At 70.8% G+C, this 21,387-nt stretch carries 14 protein-coding genes and 1 pseudogene; 12 read left to right on the top strand and 3 right to left on the bottom strand.

All coding sequences use genetic code 11. The annotated features are described in order from the left end of the window. Positions 1-23 precede the first annotated feature (23 nt). From glgX to AC1DKV_RS21580, 6 genes are all read left to right on the top strand, one after another. Positions 24-2,132 (top strand): glycogen debranching protein GlgX, encoded by a 2,109-nt coding sequence (glgX, locus tag AC1DKV_RS21555; RefSeq protein ID WP_477137979.1) that lies wholly within the window; start codon positions 24-26, stop codon positions 2,130-2,132. 38 nt (positions 2,133-2,170) lie between these two features. Next, entirely contained in the window at positions 2,171-4,060 is a 1,890-nt protein-coding gene (gene treZ, locus AC1DKV_RS21560) for a malto-oligosyltrehalose trehalohydrolase (protein ID WP_477137945.1), read from the top strand. Positions 4,061-4,071: 11 nt separating this feature from the next. Further along, the gene (malQ, locus tag AC1DKV_RS21565; protein ID WP_477137946.1) at positions 4,072-6,357 is read left to right on the top strand and encodes a 4-alpha-glucanotransferase; all 2,286 of its coding nucleotides are present in this window, start codon (positions 4,072-4,074) and stop codon (positions 6,355-6,357) included. Beyond that, complete coding sequence (gene treY, locus AC1DKV_RS21570) at positions 6,358-8,991, top strand: malto-oligosyltrehalose synthase (RefSeq protein ID WP_477137947.1); 2,634 nt, start codon at positions 6,358-6,360, stop codon at positions 8,989-8,991. 125 nt (positions 8,992-9,116) lie between these two features. Next, a complete protein-coding gene (locus tag AC1DKV_RS21575; protein ID WP_441615265.1) occupies positions 9,117-9,386 on the top strand; it encodes a hypothetical protein in 270 nt (89 codons plus the stop codon). 450 nt (positions 9,387-9,836) lie between these two features. Further along, positions 9,837-10,307 carry an ion channel gene (locus tag AC1DKV_RS21580; RefSeq protein ID WP_477137948.1) on the top strand — a complete coding sequence of 157 codons (471 nt, stop codon included), beginning with the start codon at positions 9,837-9,839 and terminating at the stop codon, positions 10,305-10,307. Between the two features lie 36 nt (positions 10,308-10,343). Here the strand turns inward: AC1DKV_RS21580 and cls are convergent, their stop codons facing one another. Then, complete coding sequence (gene cls / locus AC1DKV_RS21585) at positions 10,344-11,777, bottom strand: cardiolipin synthase (protein ID WP_477137949.1); 1,434 nt, start codon at positions 11,775-11,777, stop codon at positions 10,344-10,346. 136 nt (positions 11,778-11,913) lie between these two features. On the opposite strand from cls, the gene AC1DKV_RS21590 reads away from it, so the two are divergent. The 3 genes from AC1DKV_RS21590 to AC1DKV_RS21600 all read left to right on the top strand — a co-directional run bounded on the left by AC1DKV_RS21590 (position 11,914) and on the right by AC1DKV_RS21600 (position 14,410). Then, positions 11,914-12,939, top strand: coding sequence for an aldo/keto reductase (locus AC1DKV_RS21590; RefSeq protein ID WP_477137950.1), 1,026 nt, complete (start codon positions 11,914-11,916; stop codon positions 12,937-12,939). A 75-nt stretch (positions 12,940-13,014) separates the two neighbouring features. Next, a complete protein-coding gene (locus AC1DKV_RS21595; protein ID WP_441615258.1) occupies positions 13,015-13,167 on the top strand; it encodes a hypothetical protein in 153 nt (50 codons plus the stop codon). Positions 13,168-13,681: 514 nt separating this feature from the next. Next, the gene (locus tag AC1DKV_RS21600) at positions 13,682-14,410 is read left to right on the top strand and encodes a response regulator transcription factor (protein WP_477137951.1); all 729 of its coding nucleotides are present in this window, start codon (positions 13,682-13,684) and stop codon (positions 14,408-14,410) included. Here the strand turns inward: AC1DKV_RS21600 and AC1DKV_RS21605 are convergent. Continuing rightward, complete coding sequence (locus tag AC1DKV_RS21605; RefSeq protein WP_477137952.1) at positions 14,382-16,271, bottom strand: EAL domain-containing protein; 1,890 nt, start codon at positions 16,269-16,271, stop codon at positions 14,382-14,384. The genes AC1DKV_RS21600 and AC1DKV_RS21605 overlap by 29 nt on opposite strands. 309 nt (positions 16,272-16,580) lie before the next feature. Between AC1DKV_RS21605 and AC1DKV_RS21610 the strand changes: the two genes are divergently transcribed. The 3 genes and pseudogenes from AC1DKV_RS21610 to AC1DKV_RS21620 form a co-directional block, all read left to right on the top strand. Beyond that, on the top strand, positions 16,581-18,185 hold the full coding sequence (locus AC1DKV_RS21610) for a methyl-accepting chemotaxis protein (RefSeq protein ID WP_477137953.1): 1,605 nt from the start codon (positions 16,581-16,583) through the stop codon (positions 18,183-18,185). Positions 18,186-18,336: 151 nt separating this feature from the next. Beyond that, positions 18,337-19,911: a class I adenylate-forming enzyme family protein gene (locus AC1DKV_RS21615; RefSeq protein WP_477137954.1), complete on the top strand. Its 1,575-nt coding sequence runs from the start codon at positions 18,337-18,339 to the stop codon at positions 19,909-19,911. Positions 19,912-19,945: 34 nt separating this feature from the next. Continuing rightward, positions 19,946-20,599: pseudogene (locus AC1DKV_RS21620) on the top strand (IclR family transcriptional regulator); the annotation flags it as partial. Between the two features lie 177 nt (positions 20,600-20,776). Here AC1DKV_RS21620 and AC1DKV_RS21625 read toward each other — a convergent pair. Continuing rightward, on the bottom strand, positions 20,777-21,316 hold the full coding sequence (locus AC1DKV_RS21625; RefSeq protein ID WP_477137955.1) for an MgtC/SapB family protein: 540 nt from the start codon (positions 21,314-21,316) through the stop codon (positions 20,777-20,779). Positions 21,317-21,387 lie beyond the last annotated feature (71 nt).

Genomic DNA, 21,387 nt, shown 5'->3' on the forward strand with positions numbered 1-21,387 from the left:
TGCCCCTTGCCCCTGCCACCCGCATGCTGCCAGGCAAGCCRTACCCGCTGGGCGCGCACTGGGACGGACTCGGCATCAACTTCGCCGTGTTCTCGGCCAATGCCGCCCGCATCGACCTGTGCCTGTTCTCGGACAACGGCCGCAAGGAACTGGCCCGGCACACGCTGCCGGAATGCACGGACGAGGTCTGGCACGGCTACCTGCCACACGCCGCGCTGGGCACGGTCTATGGCTACCGGGCCTTCGGCCCCTACGAACCGGCGCACGGGCACCGTTTCAACCCGCACAAGCTGCTGCTCGACCCCTACGCGCGGCAACTGAGCGGACCGGTGCGCTGGTCGGACGCGCTGTTTGGCTACCGCCTGCAAAGCGCGCGCGCGGACCTCACGCCCGATCGCCGCGATAGCGCGCCCACCATGCCCAAGGCCGTGGTGGTGGACGCCAGCTTCCACTGGGGCGACGACCGTTTCCCGGCGGTGCCGTGGGAGCAGACGGTAATCTACGAAGTGCATCCGCGCGGGCTGTCGATGCTGCGCCACGACCTGCTGCCGCATATCCGCGGCACCTTTGCCGGGCTGTGCGACCCGCGCTTTGTCGAGCACCTGAAAAAACTGGGCGTCACCACCGTGGAACTGCTGCCGGTGCATGCCTTCCTGCAGGATCGTTTCCTGCTCGAGCGTGGGCTGCGCAACTACTGGGGCTACAACACGATGGCGTACTTCGCCCCGGAGCCGGCCTATCTCGGCAACGGCCAGCTCAACGAGCTGAAGGTGGCGGTGCGGCGCCTGCACGCGGCGGGCMTSGAGGTCATCCTCGACGTGGTCTACAACCACACCTGCGAAGGCAACGAGCTGGGCCCCACCGTCTCGTGGCGCGGCCTGGACAATGCCAGCTACTACCGCCTCATGCCCGGCGACGAGCGCCACTACATCAACGACACCGGCTGCGGCAACACGCTCAACCTGTCGCACCCGCGCGTGCTGCAGATGGTGATGGATTCGCTGCGCTACTGGGTGGAGTGCTTCCACGTGGACGGCTTCCGCTTCGACCTGGGCAGCACGCTGGGCCGCGAAGGCACCGGCTTCGACCCCGGCGCGGGCTTCTTCGACGCCATCMTGCAGGACCCGGTGCTGTCGCGCGTCAAGCTGATCTCCGAGCCCTGGGATCTCGGCCCCGGCGGCTATCAGGTCGGCAACCACCCGCCCGGCTTTGCCGAGTGGAACGACAAGTTCCGCGACACCGTGCGCCGTTTCTGGCGCGGCGACGCCGGCCAGCGCGGCGACCTGGCGGCGCGGCTGGCCGGATCGGCCGACATCTTCGACCGCCGCCACCGCAAGCCCTGGGCCTCGGTCAACTTCATCACCGCGCACGACGGTTTCACGCTGGCCGACCTGGTCAGCTACAGCGCCAAGCACAACGAAGCCAACGGCGAGGACAACCGCGACGGCACCGACGACAACGCCAGCGCCAACTGGAGCCCGGACGGCAGCGCCGAAGGGCCCACCGGGGATCCCGCCATCCAGGAAACGCGCGGGCGCGTGGCGCGCGCGCTCATGTCCACGCTGCTGCTCTCGCACGGCACGCCGATGCTGACCGCCGGCGACGAATGGTGCCGCAGCCAGCACGGCAACAACAACGCGTACTGCCAGGACGGCGAACTGTCCTGGCTCGACTGGGAGGGCGCCGACGCCCCGGCMGGGCGCGCCATGACTGCCTTCGTCAGCMGCCTGCTGGCGGCGCGCMGGCGCTTGCATGCCTTTGCCGAGACCGGCTTCGCCCATGGTCGCCGGGAAATCGAACCCGGCCTGGCCGATATCGCCTGGTTCGACACCGACGGCGAGCCGCTCACCCCGGAGCAATGGTCCGGCAGCGAGGGCCGCACACTGGCGCTGCGGCGCGCCGCCACCGCGCCGGGCGGCCAGGTCCAGGTGACCTTGCTGCTGTTCAATGCCGGCGGCGAGGACGCCGATTTCCACATGCCAGAACCGCGCCAGGACTGGCGCCTGCTGCTCGACAGCAGCCGCCCGGAATCGCCCGAGGCATCCGCCGGCACGCCCGTGCGCGTGCCCGCTCATGCGGTGGTACTGCTGCTGGCGGTGCCGGCCGACGAAGCGGATTCGCAATGGAGCTAGCGACCCGCGCATCAACGGCCGGAGAAGGAGGCCGCATCATGAACGCTGTGCCATCGGTGGCGACACCCGCGCCGCTGCAATCTTTCGGGCCCCATCGTCTCGCGGACGGGCGCATGTGCTTCCGGCTGTGGGCGCCGGACGCCACTGCCGCCGGGCAGCCGATCCGCCTGGAGATCGCCGGCATGGGGCCGGTACCGATGTGCGCGGCGCCCGGGCCGGACGGGGACGAAGGCTGGCTGGAGGCCATCGCCCCCTGCTGTCCCGACGCCCGCTACTGGTTCCGGCTGGACGACGGCAGCACCGTGCCGGACCCCGCCAGCCGCGCGCAGGCCACCGATATCGGCGGCGCCAGCCTGGTATGCGATCCGGCCGCCCATGCGTGGTGCCACCCCTTCTGGCGCGGCCGCCCCTGGCAAGAGGCCGTGATCTATGAAATGCATGTCGGCTTGTGCGGCGGCTACGCCGGCGCGGCCCGCCAGCTGCCGCGCCTGGCCGCGCTCGGCTTCACGGCGGTGGAGCTGATGCCGCTGGCCGAGTTTCCCGGCGGGCGCAACTGGGGCTATGACGGCGTGCTGCCGTTCGCGCCCGAATGCAGCTATGGCACGCCCGCGGCATTGCGCGCGCTGGTGGACTGCGCACACGGCCTGGGCATGGCCGTGCTGCTCGACGTGGTCTACAACCACTTCGGCCCGGAGGGAAATTGCCTGCACCAGTACGCCAGCGCATTCTTTCGCGACGACATGCGCACGCCGTGGGGCCCGGCCATCGATTTCCGCCGCCCCGAGGTGCGCCGCTTCTTTACCGAGAACGCCCTGTACTGGCTGGAGGACTTCCGCTTCGACGGCCTGCGCCTGGACGCCGTGCACGCCATCGTCGACGAAGGCTGGCTGCGCGAACTGGCCGGCGAGATCCGCGCGCGCCATCCCGACCGGCATATCCACCTGGTGCTGGAGAACGACCACAACGACGCCGGCCTGCTCGCCGCCGGCTACGACGCGCAATGGAACGACGACGGCCACCACGCGCTGCACGTATTGCTGACCGGCGAGCGCGACGGCTATTACGGCGACTACGCCATGCCTGCCTGCGAGGGCCCCGTGCAGGGCGAGGGCACGCCGCACGCGGCGGCGCTGGGACACCTCGCGCGCGTGCTGGCCGAAGGCTTCTCCTACCAGGGCGAGGCCTCGCCCACGCGCAGCCAGCCGGCCAAGCCCGTGCACCGGGGCCAGCCCAGCGCCGCGCTGCCCCCCACCGCCTTCGTGCTGTTCCTGCAGAACCACGACCAGACCGGCAACCGGGCCATGGGCGAGCGCCTGGCCACGCTGGCCGGCGCCGACGCCCTGCGMGCGGCGGTGCTGCTGCAGTTGCTGTGCCCGCAGGTGCCGCTGGTCTTCATGGGCGAGGAATTTGGCGCCACCACGCCCTTCCTGTACTTCACCAGCCATCCGCCTGCGCTGGCCGAGGCGGTTCGCGAGGGCCGCCGGCGMGAGTTCGGCGCCGTGGCTGCATTCTCCGACCCGGCCCGCGCGGCGCGCATACCGGATCCGAACGACCCGGCCACCTTCGAGGCCTCGCGCCCGCGCCTCGAAGGCGACAACGCCTGGAGCCACTATTACGGCGCCCTGCTAGCCACGCGCCACCGTGAACTGGCGCCGCGCCTGGCAGGCTGCATGAGCGCGGGCGTGCGCATCCTCGGCGAACGCGCGCTGGCGGCAAGCTGGCGGCTCGGCGACGGCGCCCTGCTCACTGTCTGGATCAATCTCGGCGATGCGCCGGTGCCGGCCGTGCTACCCGGCCTGCMGCCCGCGATCCCCGCGCGGCTGCTGGCGCAGAGCCGCCAGGACGCCTTGCAGGCGCTGGCCGCTGGTACGTTGCCGCCGGCCTGTGCCATCGCCTGCCTGGGCGGCGGCAGGCACCAACCCGCCTAGCGCAGCCCGCCATGGACACGGATCCCCTTGACGGGCAACCCCTGCGCGCCGCCGGTCCGCGCGATCCGGCACTGCAGCCGCTGCACGCACTGGCCGGGCGTGCCGGCCTGATGGTGCACTGGGAAGACGCCCAGGGCCGCGCGCGCGAGGTCGAGCCCGATGTGCTGCGCGMCATCCTGGCCGCCCTGGGGCTGGCCAGCGCCACCGCCGGGCAATGCGAGGCATCGCGGGCGCAACTGGCGGCCGAAGACGCGGCCCGGGCTTTGCCCCCGCTGCTCACCGCCAACCAGGGCCACCCCGTGGCGATACCGCTGGCGCATACGATTTCGCGGCTTCCCTACCGGCTMGAACTGGAGGACGGCACCGTGGTGAACGGCACCGCGCGCCCTCATGCCGATGGCGGCATGCACGTAGCGGCCATCGCTGCCATCGGCTATCACCGACTGCTGGTCGGCGATGCCGAGCTTACGCTGGCGGTGGCGCCGGCCCGCTGCTTCGGTGTCGCCGATGCCTTGCGCGCGGGCGCTGGCGCCAGCGCGGCCAGCCACAGGCGGCCCTGGGGCCTGTCTGTGCAGTTGTACTCGCTGCGGCACGGCGCGCCAGCCGGCCTTGGCGACCTGACCACGCTGGCCGCGTGCTGCGAGGCCGCCGCTGGCGCGGGGGCGGACGCCGTCGCCATCAATCCGCTGCACGCGGGCTTTGCCGCCCTGCCGGAGCGCTACAGCCCGTATTCGCCTTCGAGCCGGCTGTTCCTTAACCCGCTCTACGCGGATCCCGCTGCCGTCTTTGGCCAGGGCGCCGTGGACCGGGCCGTCGCCGCGCTTGCGCTGGGCCGCATCATGCCGGCGCTGGAAGCCCGCGCCGAAATCGACTGGCCGGCGCTGGCGCGCGCGCGCAATGCCGTCATGCAGTGGCTGTGGCAGCATCGCGCCACGTTGCTGCCGGCGCGCGCGCTTCAGGCATTCACGGCATTCCGCCTGCGCCAGGGCGCCGCGCTGGAGGCGCACGCGCGCTTCGAGGCGCTGCAGGCGCAGCGCGTGGCCACGGCCGGCAGCCCCGCMGAAGCCGCCGCCGCGGCCGACTGGCGGCAATGGCCAGTCACCGAGCGCGCGCCGGCATCGGTCGCGCTCGAAGCCTTCGCCAGCGCGCACGCGGATGCGGTGGGCTACCACGCTTTCGCACAGTGGCTGGCGGCCGACGGCCTGGCCGCATCCCAGCGCCGCGCGCGCGCCGCCGGCATGGCGATCGGCGTGGTGGCGGACYTGGCGGTCGGCACCGATGGCGGCGGCAGCCACGCCTGGACCCGCCAGGGCGAGATCCTGGCGGGCGTCTGCGCGGGGGCGCCACCGGATCTGTACAACCCGCTGGGCCAGGGCTGGGGAATCTCCRTATTCTCGCCGCGCGCGCTCCGGCACGGCTTTGGCGCGTTCATCGAGATGCTGCGCGCCAACCTCGGCCCGGTCGGCGGCCTGCGCATCGACCACGCGCTGGGGCTGGCGCGCATGTGGCTGGTGCCGGACGGCGCGCCGCCCGCCGCCGGCGCCTACCTTCGCTTTCCGTTCTCGGACCTGCTGCGGCTTGTCGCGCTGGAGTCGTGGCGCCATCGCGCCATCATCGTGGCCGAGAACCTCGGCACGGTACCGGCCAGCTTCAACGAGAGCCTGGCCGCGCGCGGCATGCTGGGCATCGACGTGCTGTGGTTCGAGCGCGCCGGCCCCGAGGCATCGGCCCACGCGCCGGCGCGGCTGCCCGTGGAAACGCCMGCCGCAGGCGCCCMTGCCGTGCCGGATTTCCTGCCGCCCGAACGCTGGCCTGCCGAAGCGGTGGCGACMACCACCACCMACGACCTGCCCACCGTGGCCGGCTGGTGGTCGGGGCGGGACATCACGTGGCGCGCCCGGCTGGGCCAGCTCGGTGCCGGCGAGACCGAGGCCAGCGCGCTGGCCGCCCGCGCCCGCGACCGCACCGCGCTGTGGCGGGCGCTGGCGCAAKCGGGGCTGGTGCTCGGGCCCGAAGCCGCGCCGGGCGACGCCCCGCTCGACGCCGTGCTGGCGTGGCTCGGACGCGCCGCCACGCCGCTGCGGCTGGTGCCGGTGGAAGACCTGCTGGGCGCGCGCKAGCAGCCCAACCTGCCCGGCACCATCGCCGGCCATCCCAACTGGCAGCGGCGGCTGGACGCCGACGTACGCACGCTGTTCGATGCCTGGCCKGTACGCCAGCGCGTTGCCGCGCTACGTGGCCCGGGCGGCGACGCCGGGCCTTCCCGCCAGCCGCCGCCCCGCAAGGAGAAACGCTGAATGCCCCAACCCTGCCTGCCGCCACGCGCCACGGCGCGCCTGCAGCTGCATGCCGGCTTCACCTTCGAGCATGCCGCGCAGCAGGCCGGCTACTACGCAGCGCTTGGCGTCAGCCACCTTTACCTGTCGCCTGTGTTCGCCGCGCGGCCCGGCTCCACGCACGGCTACGACGTAACCGATTTCCGCGTGATCAACCCCGAGCTGGGGGGCGAGGATGGCTTCTACCGCTTCGCCGAGTGCGCGCGCGAACATGGCCTGGGGCTGGTGCTCGACATCGTGCCCAACCATATGGCGGCCAGCCCCGCGCACAACCCGTGGTGGCGCGACGTGCTGGCGCGCGGCGCGCAKAGCGCGTACGCCCATCATTTCGACATCGACTGGCATTCGCCCGACCCCGACCTGCATGGCCGCGTGCTGTTGCCGGTGCTGGGCAAACCGTACTGGGATGCGCTGTGCGCCGCGGAGCTGACGGTGCGCTTCGACCAGCAAGCCGGCCAGCCGCTGCTGTGCTACGGAGGCCAGACGCTGCCGCTGGCGGAGGACACCTTCGAGCCGGACACGGCCGCGGCGCTGCCTGCCCTGCTCGATGCGCACCAGCCCGAGGGCCGCGCGCGCCTGCACGAGTTGCTKGAGCAGCAGCACTATCGGCTGGCCTGGTGGGCCACCGCCGCCGACGAGCTGAACTGGCGGCGTTTCTTCGAGGTGAGCGACCTGGTCGGCATGCGGGTGGAACAGCCGGCGGTGTTCGACGCTGTCCATGCCCTGGTATTCGCGCTGTTCCGCGACGGCTGGATCGACGGTGTGCGGGTGGACCACGTGGACGGGCTGGCCGACCCGGCCGCCTATTGCCAGCGCCTGCGCGCCCGGCTCACCGCGCTCGCGCCCKAGCGGCCGCCGGGGCGCGCCGTGCAATGCCCCTGGCTTGTGGTCGAGAAAATCCTCGCGCCCGGCGAAGCGTTGCGCGCCGACTGGCTGGTGGACGGCACTACCGGCTATGACTTCATGGACGCCGTGTCCGCACTGCTGCACGACGGCGACGGCGCCGCCGGGCTCGATGCGCTGTGGCAACGGATGAGCGGCGAGACGCGCAGCGTCGAAGCACAGGTGCAGGCGGCCCGCGCCCATTTGCTGTCGCATCACCTGGTCACCGAATTCGAGGGCGCGAGCCGCCGCCTGCATGCCTGCGCGCGCAGCGAGCCGGCTACGCGCGATCTCACGCTGGCCAGCCTGCGCCGCGCGCTGGCCGCCCTGCTGGTGCCGCTGCCGGTCTATCGCACCTACTTCAGCGAACGCCTGCGCTCGCGCGAGGACAAGGCCGTGCTGGAGCGCGCCGGCGCTGCCGCGCACGCCGTGCTGTCCGCCACCGACCGGCCCGCGCTGGCGCACCTGCTGTCATGGCTGGCCRATYCTGCCCGCGACAGCACGGCGCTGCGCGAGGCGCGCACGCGCGTGCAGCAATTGATGCCGCCGCTGGCAGCCAAGGCGGCGGAAGACACCGTGTTCTACCGMCACGGCCGCCTGCTCTCGCGCAACGAAGTGGGCAGCGACCCGGCAACCCTGGCCCTCACGCCCGAGGATTTCCACGCGCGCATGGCGCAGCGGGCGCAGGCCTGGCCACAGGCCATGCTGGCCACCGCCACGCACGACCACAAGCGTGGCGAGGATGCACGCATGCGCCTGGCGGTGCTGAGCGAGTTGCCCGGTGAATGGGCCCGGGAGGTGCGCGACTGGGAGCAGCAATGCCAGCCACTGCTGGCACGCCTGCCGTGCGCGCCCGACGCGGCGGACCGCCTGATGCTGTACCAGACGCTGGTCGGCGCATGGCCGGCGGCGCTCGATCCCCGCGACACCGACGGCGTGGCGGCACTGCTCGCGCGGGTGCGCGAGTGGCAGCGCAAGTCGATCCGCGAAGCCAAGCGGCACGGCACCTGGACCAGCCCGGACAGCGCCTATGAGCAGGGCAGCGCGGATGTCCTCGCGACGCTGGCGCACGACCGGGACGGTGGGCGCGGCAGCGTGCTGGCGCGGATCGCCGCCTTCGCCCGGCGCATCGCCGTGCCGGGCGCCGTCAACAGCCTGAGCCAGACGCTGCTGCAGCTTACCGCGCCGGGCGTGCCCGACCGCTACCAGGGCACCGAAGACTGGGACCTCAGCCTGGTCGATCCCGACAACCGCCGCCCGGTGGATTTCGACAAGCTGCGCGCCGGCCTGGGCGATGCCGCGGGCTGGCCCGCCTGGCTGGCCAGCTGGCAGGACGGCCGCCTCAAGCTGCAACTGATCCGCAGCGTGCTGGCGGCGCGCCGCGCGCATGCCGCGCTGTTMGCCGCGGGCGACTATCGCCCGGCCGCGCTCGGCGGCGCGCTGGCGGCGCACGCCGTGGCGTTCGCGCGCCGCCATGGGCAGGTGCAGGCACTCGTGGTGGCCACCCGGCTGGCCGCGCACCTGAGCGATCCCGGACAGCCCCGGGTCGCGCGCGAGCATTGGCGCGACACCGCGCTGCAGGCCGGGCATGGGCAGGACAGCCAGTGGGTGGACGTACTGACCAGCCGGCCCCTGCTCGCTCGCGCGGGTCGCCTGCCGCTGGCGGAAGTCCTGGAGATGCTGCCGGTGGCATTGCTGCTGCGCACTCCGTGACAACGTTTGCAGCACATCCGAAAAACTATTCCCCTCTCAAGTGGGGAAGCCGTGAAGCGCCGAACTGCGCAGACTGGTTACCCAATGTCGTCAAGCCAATGCGCCCCGGCGCGCAGGACCCGGCCATGACCCATAGACAGAATGTTTGCCCACTTTGCGGCACCCAGGCCGAAACCCGCACCCGCCGCGGCAGTTACGGACAATGGGTGTTGTATGGCTGCGGCAATCCCCAATGCGGGCCCACCGAGATCAGCACCGGCGCGCGCCGCAACCTGCGCGAGCCCGGCCGCCAGGCCGAGCTGCGGGCCCTGGCCCGCACCAGCCGCGAGCACGGCAAGGTACCGCGCTTGTGCTACGACGGCCCGCGCGGCGAGATCTACGTMGAATTCGACTAGTCAGCGGGGACCGGCAGCCCGCTGCGCGTCCGCCCTGCATAGCGTCTCGAACTGGCCGTCGAACGGCGCGCTGGCGCTGCCCAAGGCCTTCGTMGCCTGGGCCGCTCACCTCACATTGAACGGCAGGCCTTGCCAGCTCCACGGCGGTTCGCATCCGCGCTTCGACGCGCACGGCCGTGTCACCTGCCACCGACTACCGTGATGCGGCGGAAGCACCGTCGCAGCAGTTGCCGGTGCCCGGCCCGCCGGTGGCATGGTCGCGCCGCCGCTTCGCCACGCCGGCGTCATGGCCGCCGCTGCCGCGCCGCGCAACGGGGCGCGCTGGCATTCCTCGTGATCCGCCGTTACATTCCATGCAGTTTGTGACCGCGCTGGTACGCGGCGGACGGAACATCCCGGCGTCGGCCGCGGTCCACTATGCGTACCGCACGGCAACACAAGGACTGCCCWATGCAATTGACCACCGACGATCTTCTGGCACTGTTCTGCGCCAGCGTGCTCACCGTGACGGTGGTTGCGATCCACTACGAGGTGTTGCGGCTGCTGTCGKAAATGAGCCCGCGCCGCTGGGCCGGGCGCGTCAATGTGGGCGTGCTGATCGTCTTCATCATCCTCGCCCATTGCCTGGAAGCCATCGTGTTCGCCGGGGGCTACTGGGCYGCCGGCCACTGGCTGGGCCTCGGCGGCCTGGCCGGGCCGCAGGAGATCCAGCCCATCACCTACGTCTATTTCTCGCTCGAGACCTATACCACGCAGAGCCTGGGCGACATCTCCCCGGTTGGCGCGACGCGGCTGATCGCCAGTATCGAGCCGCTGGTCGGCCTGATCCTGATCGGCTGGTCCACTTCATTCACCTACATCATCATGCGCCGCGACTGGCCCACAGGCAGGTCCAGGCACGCATCCCAGGACGAGATCTAGCCCGCGGCCGGCACGCCGCGGCGCACGGAGCCGGCGCTACAGGATCGGCGCGAACAGGGTCGCCACGTGCATCGCCACGCGCCGCAGGTGGGTCCCGCCCATGTACTCCTCGCGCCCGATGCGGCGCGCCTGTGCGAAATCCTCCTCCAGCATGGCCGCCACGCTGGCGGCAAAGCCGCGGTGCGCGGTCATGACCATGATCTCGAAGTTCAGGCGGAACGAGCGGTTGTCCAGGTTGGCGCTGCCCACCGCCGCGGCCTCGTCGTCGATCAGGATCACCTTCTGGTGCAGGAAACCCGGCTGGTAGCGGTAGATCTTCACGCCTGCGCAGATGGCCTGGTAGGCGTACAGCGTGGAGGCCGCGAACACCACCAGGTGATCCGGGCGCGCCGGCAGCAGGATACGCACATCCACGCCGCGCAGCACCGCCAGCCTGAGCACGGCGAACACGGCTTCGTCCGGGACGAAGTACGGACTGGTGATCMACACGCGCCAGCGCGCCGACTGGATCGCCTCGACGAAGAACAGCGAGCAGGTCTCCTGCGCGTCGGCCGGGCCGGAAGGCACCACCTGGCAGGTCATGGTGCCGGCCGGCGCGGCCGGCGGCGGCAGCAGCACCGGCACCTCGCGCGCGGCCCAGTACCAGTCCTCGGCKAAGACCATCTGCAAATCGAGCACCGCGCTGCCKCGGATCTCGATATGCGTGTCGCGCCAGGGCGCCAGCGGCGGCTTCAGGCCCAGGTATTCGTTGCCGACATTGTGGCCGCCCGTAAACGCGCAGGCGCCGTCCACGATCACCAGCTTGCGGTGATTGYGGAAATTGAGCTGGAAGCGGTTGACGAAGCCGCGCCGCGTGGCAAACGCGCGCGCCTCCACGCCCGCCGCCAGCAATCGCTTCACGTAGTCGCCGGGCAGCGCGTGCGAGCCGATGCTGTCGTAGAGGAAATACACCTTCACGCCGGCGCCCGCGCGTTCGCACAGCAGGTCCTGCAGGCGCTGGCCCAGCGCATCGTCATGGACGATGAAGAACTGCACGATCACCACCTGCCTGGCGGCAGCGATGGCGGCCAGGATGGCAGCGAAGGTGGCGTCCCCGTTGACCAGCAGGCGCACGGCGTTGTTGGCCAGGCAAGGCATGCCGGTGAGCCGCGGCAAGGCCCGCAGGCAGGCCTGCTCGGGCGCGTGCACCACGCTGGCATCGCGCGCGGCGCGCTCGCCGGCGTCCATGTCGAACGTGACCTCGCGCAGGCGATCGTTGTTGAAACGGCGCGCGTTGACGTAGCCGGCGAAATTGCTGCTGCCCAGGATCAGGTAGGGCACCAGCGCGAAATACGGCATCATCACCAGCGACCCTGCCCACGCGATGGCGCCCGGTGCCGTGCGCACGGTCATCACCGCGTGCAGGGCGGCGAGGATGCCGAGTGCATKGAAGACCAGCACGATCGCAGCGATCAGGGAAGGGCTGAGCATGACCGTCAGGGGTCGCCATGCGGCGACGGATCACAATGCCTGCCATTCTGGCATAGGCGCGGCAGGATTTCGCGGCAGGCGTTAAGCTGTAGCGTTTTTCGCCTCGCCGCACCCCGTATCGTCAAGGAAGACCGCAATGTCAGAGTTCAAGATGGAGTACCGGCGCCTGGGCGCCAGCAACCTGAAAGTATCCGCCCTGTGCCTGGGCACCATGATGTTCGCCGACCAGACGGATGAAGCCGAAGCCGGCCGCATCGTCGACAGCGCGCGCGCCMACGGCGTGAATTTCATCGATACGGCGGATGTCTACAGCAAGGGCGGCTCCGAACGCATGGTCGGCAAGCTGCTGGCCGGCGACCGCCATGACTGGGTACTGGCCAGCAAGCTCGGCAACCCGATGCACGCCGCGCCCAACCGCTCGCACTACTCGCGCACGTGGATCCTGCGCGAGGCCGAAGAAAGCCTGGGCCGCCTGGCTACCGACTACCTCGACATCCTCTACCTGCACCGCGACTTCCCCGGCGAGAACCTGGAAGAGCCGGTGCGCGCGATGGGCGATCTGGTGCGCGCGGGCAAGATCCGCTACTGGGCCGTCTCCAACTTCCGCGGCTGGCGCATCGCCGAGCTGGTGCGCCTGTGCGACCAACTGGGCGTGCCGCGTCCGGTGGCATGCCAGCCCTACTACAACCTGCTCAACCGCATGCCGGAAGTGGAAATCCTGCCCGCCTGCCAGCACTTCGGCCTGGGCGTGGTGCCCTACAGCCCGATCGCGCGCGGCGTGCTCACCGGCAAATACCAGCCCGGCCAGCAGCCGCCGCAGGATTCCCGCGCGGGCCGCGCCGACCGCCGCATGATGGAGACCGAGTTCCGAGAGGAATCGCTCGTCATCGCGCAGAAGCTCAAGCAGCATGCCGACGGGCGCGGCCTCCAGCTCGGGCAGTTCGCCACGGCATGGGTCCTGGCCAATMCCATTGTCAGCTCGGTGATTGCCGGGCCGCGCACACTGGCCCAGTTCGAGGACTACTTCGGCGCAGTGGGCGTCGCGGTCTCGGCCACGGAAGAGGCGATGGTCGACGACCTGGTACGGCCGGGGCATGCCTCCACGCATGGCTACAACGATCCCAACTATCCGTTGACGGGGCGGCCGATCTCGGCGTTCTGAGCGGGCCGCAGCCCGTTCCGGCAGCGGCTGGGCTTTGTCGAAGCCTGGCCGCAACAGGCATTGCCCGCGGCGCCGATGCCGTTGACGCATGGCCGTGCGCTGCCCGGCAGCGGCGGCGAGGTCATCGTCGTGGACTTGCCCGGCCACGCCGCCGGCCATCCCGGCGCCTTCATCCAGGGCAAGCGGCGCCGCATCGTGCGGCTGCGCGAGACGGGCAGCCGCGCATGATCGCCGGCCCCCATGCCAGCGGCTCGCCAGCTTCAGGCCGGACGGCATCGCCGTGATGGCTCCGGATTGCTGCTGCGCATGCCGGGGCGCCGACGCTGGTCTGCGCCGCCACCGGCCGCCGCGCCGATTGCTCAAAATTTAGGCAGTCCGATACAAATCCGCCGCTATTGGCACAGCGCCRAGGGCCGCCCCCTTTTATCCACATATTCTGTGGATAACATAAAGCGGCAGATTCGGACAAATCATGTAAATGCGGCGCAGCAATCCCATGCGGGCCTCGGCGAGATCGGGCGCCGCCCCGGATGCGTCGCCGCCTGCCTTGGGAATACTCCGCTCGCGCTTGCGGATTGCTCTGAACGTTATCGGCCTCGCCCCGGACTATGCTGCCCGCATGCCTTGCGGGGAAGGCCCGAGCCCGTCCCGGCCCAGTGCATGGCTGCCCGTCTGGCCGGGCGGCGGATGCGCGCCAGCCCCCTCTTTGCCCGAACGCCAGTTGCCAGTTGGACCCATCCCAATGAAGATCGCACTGCTAGCGGACCGCTCGGTCCAGGCCGAGGCCCTCTCGGATTCCCTGTCCCGCGCCGGCATGTATTGCCATACCTATCACGCCAGCCGGGATCTGTTCCAGCGCATCGACCACTCCGGCTACGACGTCTTGCTGATCGACCACGAACTGGCCGACATGCCCGCGGTGCAGGMCGTGCGCGCGGTGCGCGCGGCGTGGCGGGGCGAGCTGCCGGTGATGGTGCTGTCCGACCGGCGCGACGAGGATTCGGTGGTCAACACCCTGCAGGCGGGCGCCGACGACTATATGATCCGTCCGCTGMGGGCGCGCGAGCTGGTGGCCCGGCTGCACGCGCTGCGACGCCGCACCGCCGCCCGCGACCCGGCGCCCGCCCCGGGCCCTGCCGTCGTGATCGGGCCCTACACGCTGGATTACCTGTCGCACCAGGTCACGTTCCGCGGCCGGCGGCTGCAGCTCACACCCAAGGAATTCGATCTCGCCGCCCTGCTGTTCTCCGGTGCGGGGCGCGTGATACCGCACGCACAGGTCGAGCACGCGATCTGGGGATACGGGCTGCCGGCCACGTCGCGGGCGCTGGCAAACCTGGTCTCGCGCCTGCGCCGCACGCTGGCGCTGCACCCCGGCAATGGCGTGGTGATCACGGTCGTCTATGGGCAGGGATACCGGCTGGAGGAAACGGCGGCCGGCGTCACCAGGCGCGCCCGCCACCGCGGCTAGCCAGGTAGGGGGCTGCCGCCTGCCCGGACGCCGGGGCGCCGAGACGCCCGTCGCGCGCCAGCTCGCGCAAGTCGATCACCACAAAGCCGCTGCTGGCTTTCTTGGCCGCGCGCTTGGCCGCGGCCGCGGCCGCGCCGATATGGCTGCTGTCCAGTCGCCACAAGCCAGGCATGCCCTGCGGGCCGGATGGCCCCCGCGGCCCCACGCGCACCGCGCCGGCGGCCATGGTCACGGTGGGAAAGAACGCACGCTGGCCCAGCCGGTCCTCGCCATGGATGCCGCCGGCCTCGCGATCGGCGTCGGAGTAGAGCTCGCGCGCGGCCAGGTCGAAGCGCGCGATCGCGGTGCGCGTGCGCGCTTCCCAGTCCGGGCTCTGGTACAGCACCAGGAAATCGTCGCCGCCCACATGGCCGAGGAAATCACGCACCGGGTCGCAGGCCTGCGCCAGGAAGGCGGCGGCGCCCTTGAGCATTTCGTCGCCCTTCCAGTAGCCGTACTGGTCGTTGTAGGGCTTGAAGTGGTTCAGGTCGATATAGCACGCGTGGAACTCCGCTCCGGCCTCKACCAGCCGGTCGATATGCCGGTTCAGCGGCATGTTGCCGGGCAGGAAGGTCAGCGGGTTGGCATAGCGCGCCGCCTCCATGCGGATCTCGGTGACCGCGCGGATCAGGTCTGCGCCGGTGCCCAGGCCGGCGTAGCGTCCCCGCTCGGTGATGATGAAGCCGTCGGCCAGCGCACGCTGGTCCTCGCCCGACAGGGCCTGCGCCATCTCGTCGATGCCGGCGCCCTTGTCGAAGCACAGCGGCGCGCGGTTGGCCAGGGCCAGGCAATCCTTCCTGCCGTAGAGCTCGCGGTGGAACGGCCCGGCAAAGCGGTCGATGAAGTAATGCCGGTTGACGATGGCGAGCGGCTTGTCGTCATCGCTGACCACGGCCGCCGCGTGCAGCTCCGGGTGCGCATGGAACAAGGCCAGCAGTTCGTTGTTGGTCGTGCCGGGACGCACCGCCGGGMCGGGCCGCATCAGCTTGCCTGCGGACATGCCCGGCCGCGCCGAGCGCACTGCCTGCGGGAACACCGCGATCTGCTTCGATACCAGCGCCAGGCGCGCTTGCGGCGCGACTTCGCGCACCGGCTGCGCCTGCGGGCGACCGAGATAGTAGCCCTGCCCGAAGGGCACGCCGAGGTCGCGCAGCACCGCCAGTTCGTCGGCGTCCTCGATCCCTTCGGCGATCGCGGCGCCGCCCAGCGCCTCCACCAGCGCCAGCACGGTGCGCACCACCTCGAGGCGGCGCGAGCAGGTGCCGATGTCCCGCACCAGCGACTTGTCCAGCTTGATGTAGTGCGGCGCGAGGTGGATCAGCCGATCCAGGTTGGCGTGGCCGGTACCGAAATCGTCCAGCGCGTATTGCATGCCCATTTCGTGCAGCACGGCCATGGACCGGCCGAAGCGCTCGGCATGCTCGATCTGGGCGTGCTCGGTCACCTCGATCACGACGCGCGCCGGGGCGATGTTGCCGGCCACCAGGGCGGCCATGGCGCGACCGCCGTCGGCCAGCAGGTAGCGCAGCGCCGTGGCGCTGAAGTTGAGGAACAGCTTGCCCTGCAGGTCAAGCGCGGCGCAGCCGGACAGCGCGGCACGCGCGGCCTGCAGCTCAAGCTCGACGGTATCGGCTTCGTTGCGGGCCAGCCGGAACAAAGCGTCGGGCATCGCCAGCGGCGTACCGGACGGCCCCCGCACCAAGGCCTCGTAGCCAAGTATCTCGCCGCTGCCGAACGTCACGATGGGCTGGAACACAGCATGCAGCGGCGGCAGGCGCAGCCGCGGCAGGGGCACGCCGGCCAGGGAGGAAGCGTTGGGCATGAACGGAATCGACAGACCTGTTGGGGTGGGCGGCGCGGCGCCTGAGGTGCGCAATGGGGGGAAAGCGCACAGGCCGGTGCGCGGCGAGGCCCCCGCAAGTGACGCGGGCCCTATTTCATGTCAACGATATGTCACCATTGTGACAATGGGGATTACCCTGTGGCTGTGTCGGGATGTCATGGTTCCGTCACATTGGTATCCGAGCATGCGCACACAACGAATCCGCCGCCAGCGGCCCCGGCCTGGCCGGGCTGGAAGGCGGTGCCCCAGGGTCAGCATGCGGACCGCCAGGTCCATCGGAGCCTCACAGTGTCGCAAACCATCCAACTGAAGGCCCCGCGCCGCGCGGGCCTGCGCTTGCCCGCCTGCCTTGGCCGGCTGCCGCTCGCCGCGCGCATGTGCGCGGCCTTCGCCCTGGTCTACGTGTTCGGCGCAGCGGTCGGGCTGACAGGTATCTTCAGCCTCGGCTCGGTCAAGCAGATGACCGACACCCTCTACCAGCGCGACATGCAGGGCGCCATTTCCGCCGAACGCGCCCAGGCGGCACTGGCGCGGCTGGATCGCGCCCAGCTCGCCCTGACCCTGGCCACCAGCGGCAGCGAGCGGGACGACGCCGCCAGGGATATCGAACACGCCCTCTCMGGGCTTGACCAGGCCTTGACGGTGGTCCGCGCCGCCGCGCCACGGCAGGCGCCGGCGCTGCAACAGGAACGCGACGCCGCCGCCAGGCTGCTGGGCGACTATGTGGCGTTGCTGCGCAAGCAGCCGCTCGACGCGCTGCAGTTCGACAGCGCTGTGTCGGTGGACGGCCATTTCCTCGGCGAGCAGCTGCAGAAGCTGGGCACCGTGGTCGAGGCCGCGCGCAAGCTGCAGGAAAGCCAGGCCGCGGCTACCGTGGCGGCGGTGGCCGCCAGCCAGCTGCGCGCGCAGACCGTGATGGCGGCGATGCTGCTGGCCAGCCTGGGCGCCGCCGCCGCGCTGGCCTGGTTCGCCGCGCGCCTGCTGCTGTCCGAGCTCGGCGGCGAGCCTGCGGATGCCGCCAGGGTMGCCAGCCGCATCGCCTCCGGCGACCTTCAGCAGGCCGTGCCGCTGCGCCGTGGCGACGAGCGCAGCCTGATGAGCCTGCTGGCCCGCATGCGCGACCAGCTGGCCGGCGTGCTGGAGGATATCCAGCATCACGCGCGGGAGATCGCCGCCACCAGCGAAGGCATTGCCGGCGGCAACCAGGACTTGTCGCGCCGTACCGCCATGCAGGCCAGCGCGCTGGCCGCCGCCGCCGACAGCGTCGCCCGCCTGAYCACCCTGGTGGGACAAGCCCGCGAACAAGCCACCGAGTCCAGCGAAATGGCGCGCCTTGCACGTCAGGCGACCGAGGCAGGCATGGCCGTGGTCAACGACATGAGCGGGGCCATGGATGCCGTGCACGGGCATTCGCGCAGCGTGGCGGAAATGGTGTCGGTGATCGAGAGCATTGCCTTCCAGACCAATATCCTCGCGCTCAATGCCGCTGTCGAAGCGGCCCGCGCGGGCGCCGCCGGACGCGGCTTCGCGGTGGTGGCGCAGGAAGTGCGCGGACTGGCCCAGCGCAGCGCCACATCGGCACGCGAGATCCGCGACACCATCGCCCAGACCACCGCGGAGATCGGGCGCGGCGCGCGGCTAAGCCAGCAGGTCGTCAGCGCGATGGGCGGTATCGAGCAGGCGGTAGGCCAGAGCCATGCGCTGGCCGAGCGGCTGTGCGGGGTGGCCGACGAGCAGGCCCGCGGCATCCGCGGCGTGGGCGAAGCGGTGGCGCAACTGGACCAGACCAGCCGGCAGAACGCCGGCCTGGTGGAGGCGGTGGCAGAGCAGGCCGCAAGCCTGGATGCGCAGGCCGCGGCGCTGTCGGCAGGCGTGGCGCGCTTCCGCTTCTGAGKGCCGGCGGCCGATCGTTGTCCTGATCATGACTGTTCTGCACTGCAGAACAGTCATTCCACAGTGCAGTTGACGGGCGAGGCGATCGGTGGGAGTATGCCGCCATCGAACAAATCCGGCGGCCACGCCGGAAGCCTTACCGGAGACCGCAATGAGCAGCACCCCCACGTCTGGCGCGCCCGCGCCGGCAGTTTCCCCGCGCGCCGACGCTTCCCAAGCCACCGCCTCGTTCACCCGCCTGCACCAGACCATCGCCCCGTGGGTCCGCAGCCACCCCGAGCGTGTCGCGCTGATGGATGCCGAGCGGTCCCTGCGCTACGGCGAACTGGACGGGGCTATCGCCGAAACCGCGCGTTCCCTGGCGGACCTGGGCGTGCGCGGCGGCKACCGCGTGGTGCTTGTGACGGAAAACAGCGTGGGCTGCGCGGTGCTGATTCTCGCGCTCAGCTCGCTCGATGCGTGGGCGGTGCCGGTCAACGCCCGCCTCTCGCCGCGCGAGATCGACAACATCATCGAGCATGCCGGCGCGCGCGTCGCGCTATACCTCGACAGCGCCCACCCCGAAGCGCGCGAGCACGGCCTGGCGCGTGGCGCGCAGCCGCTGCAATGGCCGCACGCGGGCGCTCTGCTGGCCGGCGCCGTGAACCAGAATGCCGTGGCCGAGCCGGTCGAGGCGGCGGCGCGCGACCAGGTCGCCGCGCTGATCTACACCACCGGCACCACCGGGGCCTCCAAGGCCGTCATGCTCACCCATGCCAACCTGATGTTCATTGGCCGCTCCAACCGCCTGCAGGCGCGCGTGCAGCCGGGCGACCGCATCTACGGCGTGCTGCCGATCTCGCACGTGTACGGCTTGTCGGTGCTGCTGGTCGGGCCGCTGTCCAACGGCGCCACGGTCTTCTACGAGCCGCGCTTCCGCCCGGAGAAGCTCGCCCATGCGCTCGCCGACCTGCAACTCACCGTGCTGCACGGCGTGCCGGCCATGTACGCCAAGCTGATCGAGTGGAGCCGTGCGCAGGACACCCCGCTGCGGGCACCCGCGCTGCGCATGGCGCAGTCCGGCGGCGCGCCGCTGGCGGCTTCGCTCAAGTCGGCGTTCGAGAGCAKCTTCGGCATCGTCCTGCACAACGGCTACGGCATGACCGAAACCTCGCCCACGGTATGCCAGACGCGCGTGGAAGCCCCGCGCAGCGACTGCTCGGTGGGCCCCGTGGTGCCCGAAGTGGAAATCCGCCTGGGCGATCCGCTGCCTGACGGCAGCGGCGAGCTGCTGGTGCGCGGCCCGAACGTGATGAAGGGCTACTATCGCCGCCCCGACCTCACCGCGCAGGTGATCGACGCCGACGGCTGGCTGCATACCGGCGACCTGGCGCGCATCGATGCCGACGGTGCCGTTTCCATCGTGKGGCGGTCCAAGGAAATCATCATCCACTMGGGCTTCAACGTCTATCCGGAAGAAGTCGAGCAATCGATCAACGCGTTCCCGGCGGTGCTGCAATCGGCCGTGGTCGGGCGCACGGTGGAAGGCAACGAGGAAGTGATCGCCTTTGTCGAGGTGCGCGACGGCATGGCGCTGGACCAGGCCGCGCTGCGTACCTTCCTGCGCGAACGCCTGTCGCCGTACAAGATGCCGGCGGAGGTCAGGATCGTGGCCCACCTGCCGGCCGCGCCCTCCGGCAAGATCCTCAAGGCAAAGCTGCGCGAGATGCTCGCCGGCGCCGGCTGATCACGCGCCGTCACAGACAACCGAGGCATACCGCATGCAAGCGCCGCTGCCAGAAGATGCCGCCCAGCAAAAGGAAGACCGGCATTTCGTCACCGCGCTGGCGCGTGGCCTCGATGTGCTGGCCTGTTTCCGCAGCTACGAGACGCGACTTGGCAATGCCGAGCTGGCCCAGCGCTGCGGCTTGCCCAAGTCCACGGTATCGCGGCTGACMCATACGCTGACCGAACTGGGCTACCTGCGCCTGGACCCCGAGCAGGCCAAGTACCAGCTGGGCAGCTCCGCGCTGGCCCTGGCGCCCGCGGCGCAGCAAGGCGCGGACGTGCTCGACGTGGTGCGGCCGTATATGCGGGAACTGGCCGACCTGTCCCAGGGCGTGACCTCGCTGATCGTGCGCGACCGCGCGCAGATGCTGATCTACGAGAACTGCCAGTCCGAGTCTTACCTGACCTTGCGGGTCGCGGTGGGCACGCGCATCTCCGGCCTGACCACCGCGGCGGGACGCGCCTACCTCGAAGCGCTGCCCCCGGCCGAGCAGAAACAGGCGCTGTCCGCCTTCCGCAGGCAGGACGGACTCGACAGCGAGCGCGCCGATGCCATCGTCGCGCATAGCCGCACCGAGGTGCAGCGGCTGGGCTGCACCACGTCCTTTGGCGAGTGGCTGCCCGATATCAATTCGATTGCTGCGGCTTTCCGCCCGGGACCCGCGCTGCCGCCGATGACCTTGTCGTGCAGCGGCCCCACCGCCATCGTGCCGGCGGCCATGCTATTGGAAACGGTGCGTCCGCTGCTGGTAGAGAGCATCCGCGGCATCGAAGCCGCGCTGCGCGCGCAGGCGCGCTKAGGCCAATGCCGCGCCGGGCGCTGTTCAGCTCTCGTCCAGCCCGGGCGGGGCCTGGCGTTTCTGCCCGTCCGCGTCGGCATGCGCGCCGCCGTTGCGATGGACCTTGGGGGTAGGCGGCAACCCGGCCTCTTCGTGCAGCAGCCGCCTGTGCAGCGTGCRCTCGAAACGCCCGCCCACCAGCAGCAGMACCAGGCCCAGGCCAAGCGCCATCGCCACGATGGCGAAATACCCCGCTCCGCAGGCGGCACCGATGATGGCGGCCAGCCAGATCGCCGCCGCCGTGGTCAGGCCCTGGGGCTTGTCGTCACTACTGTGGCGGGAGATCACTCCCACGCCCAGAAAGCCGATCCCCGTGAGCAAGCCTTGCAGCACGCGCGACATGGCGTCGGGAGGATGGCCCGCCACCGTCACCAGGCACACCGCCGTAGCCGCGCCAAGGGAGACCAGTCCGAGCGTGCGCGCACCCGCTGCCTTGCCACGCAGGTTGCGGTCGAGCCCGATCAACACCCCGCACAGCAGGCCGCAGAGAAGTCTGACGAACAGATCCAGGCTGAAAGCTTGCATAGGATAGGCGGTGACCGGCGGCGCGCGAAGGTTGGTTTCCGCGAGCTTACCGCAAGGCGCCGGCCCGGGGC

Source organism: Cupriavidus sp. 05T41 (genome assembly GCF_056396525.1).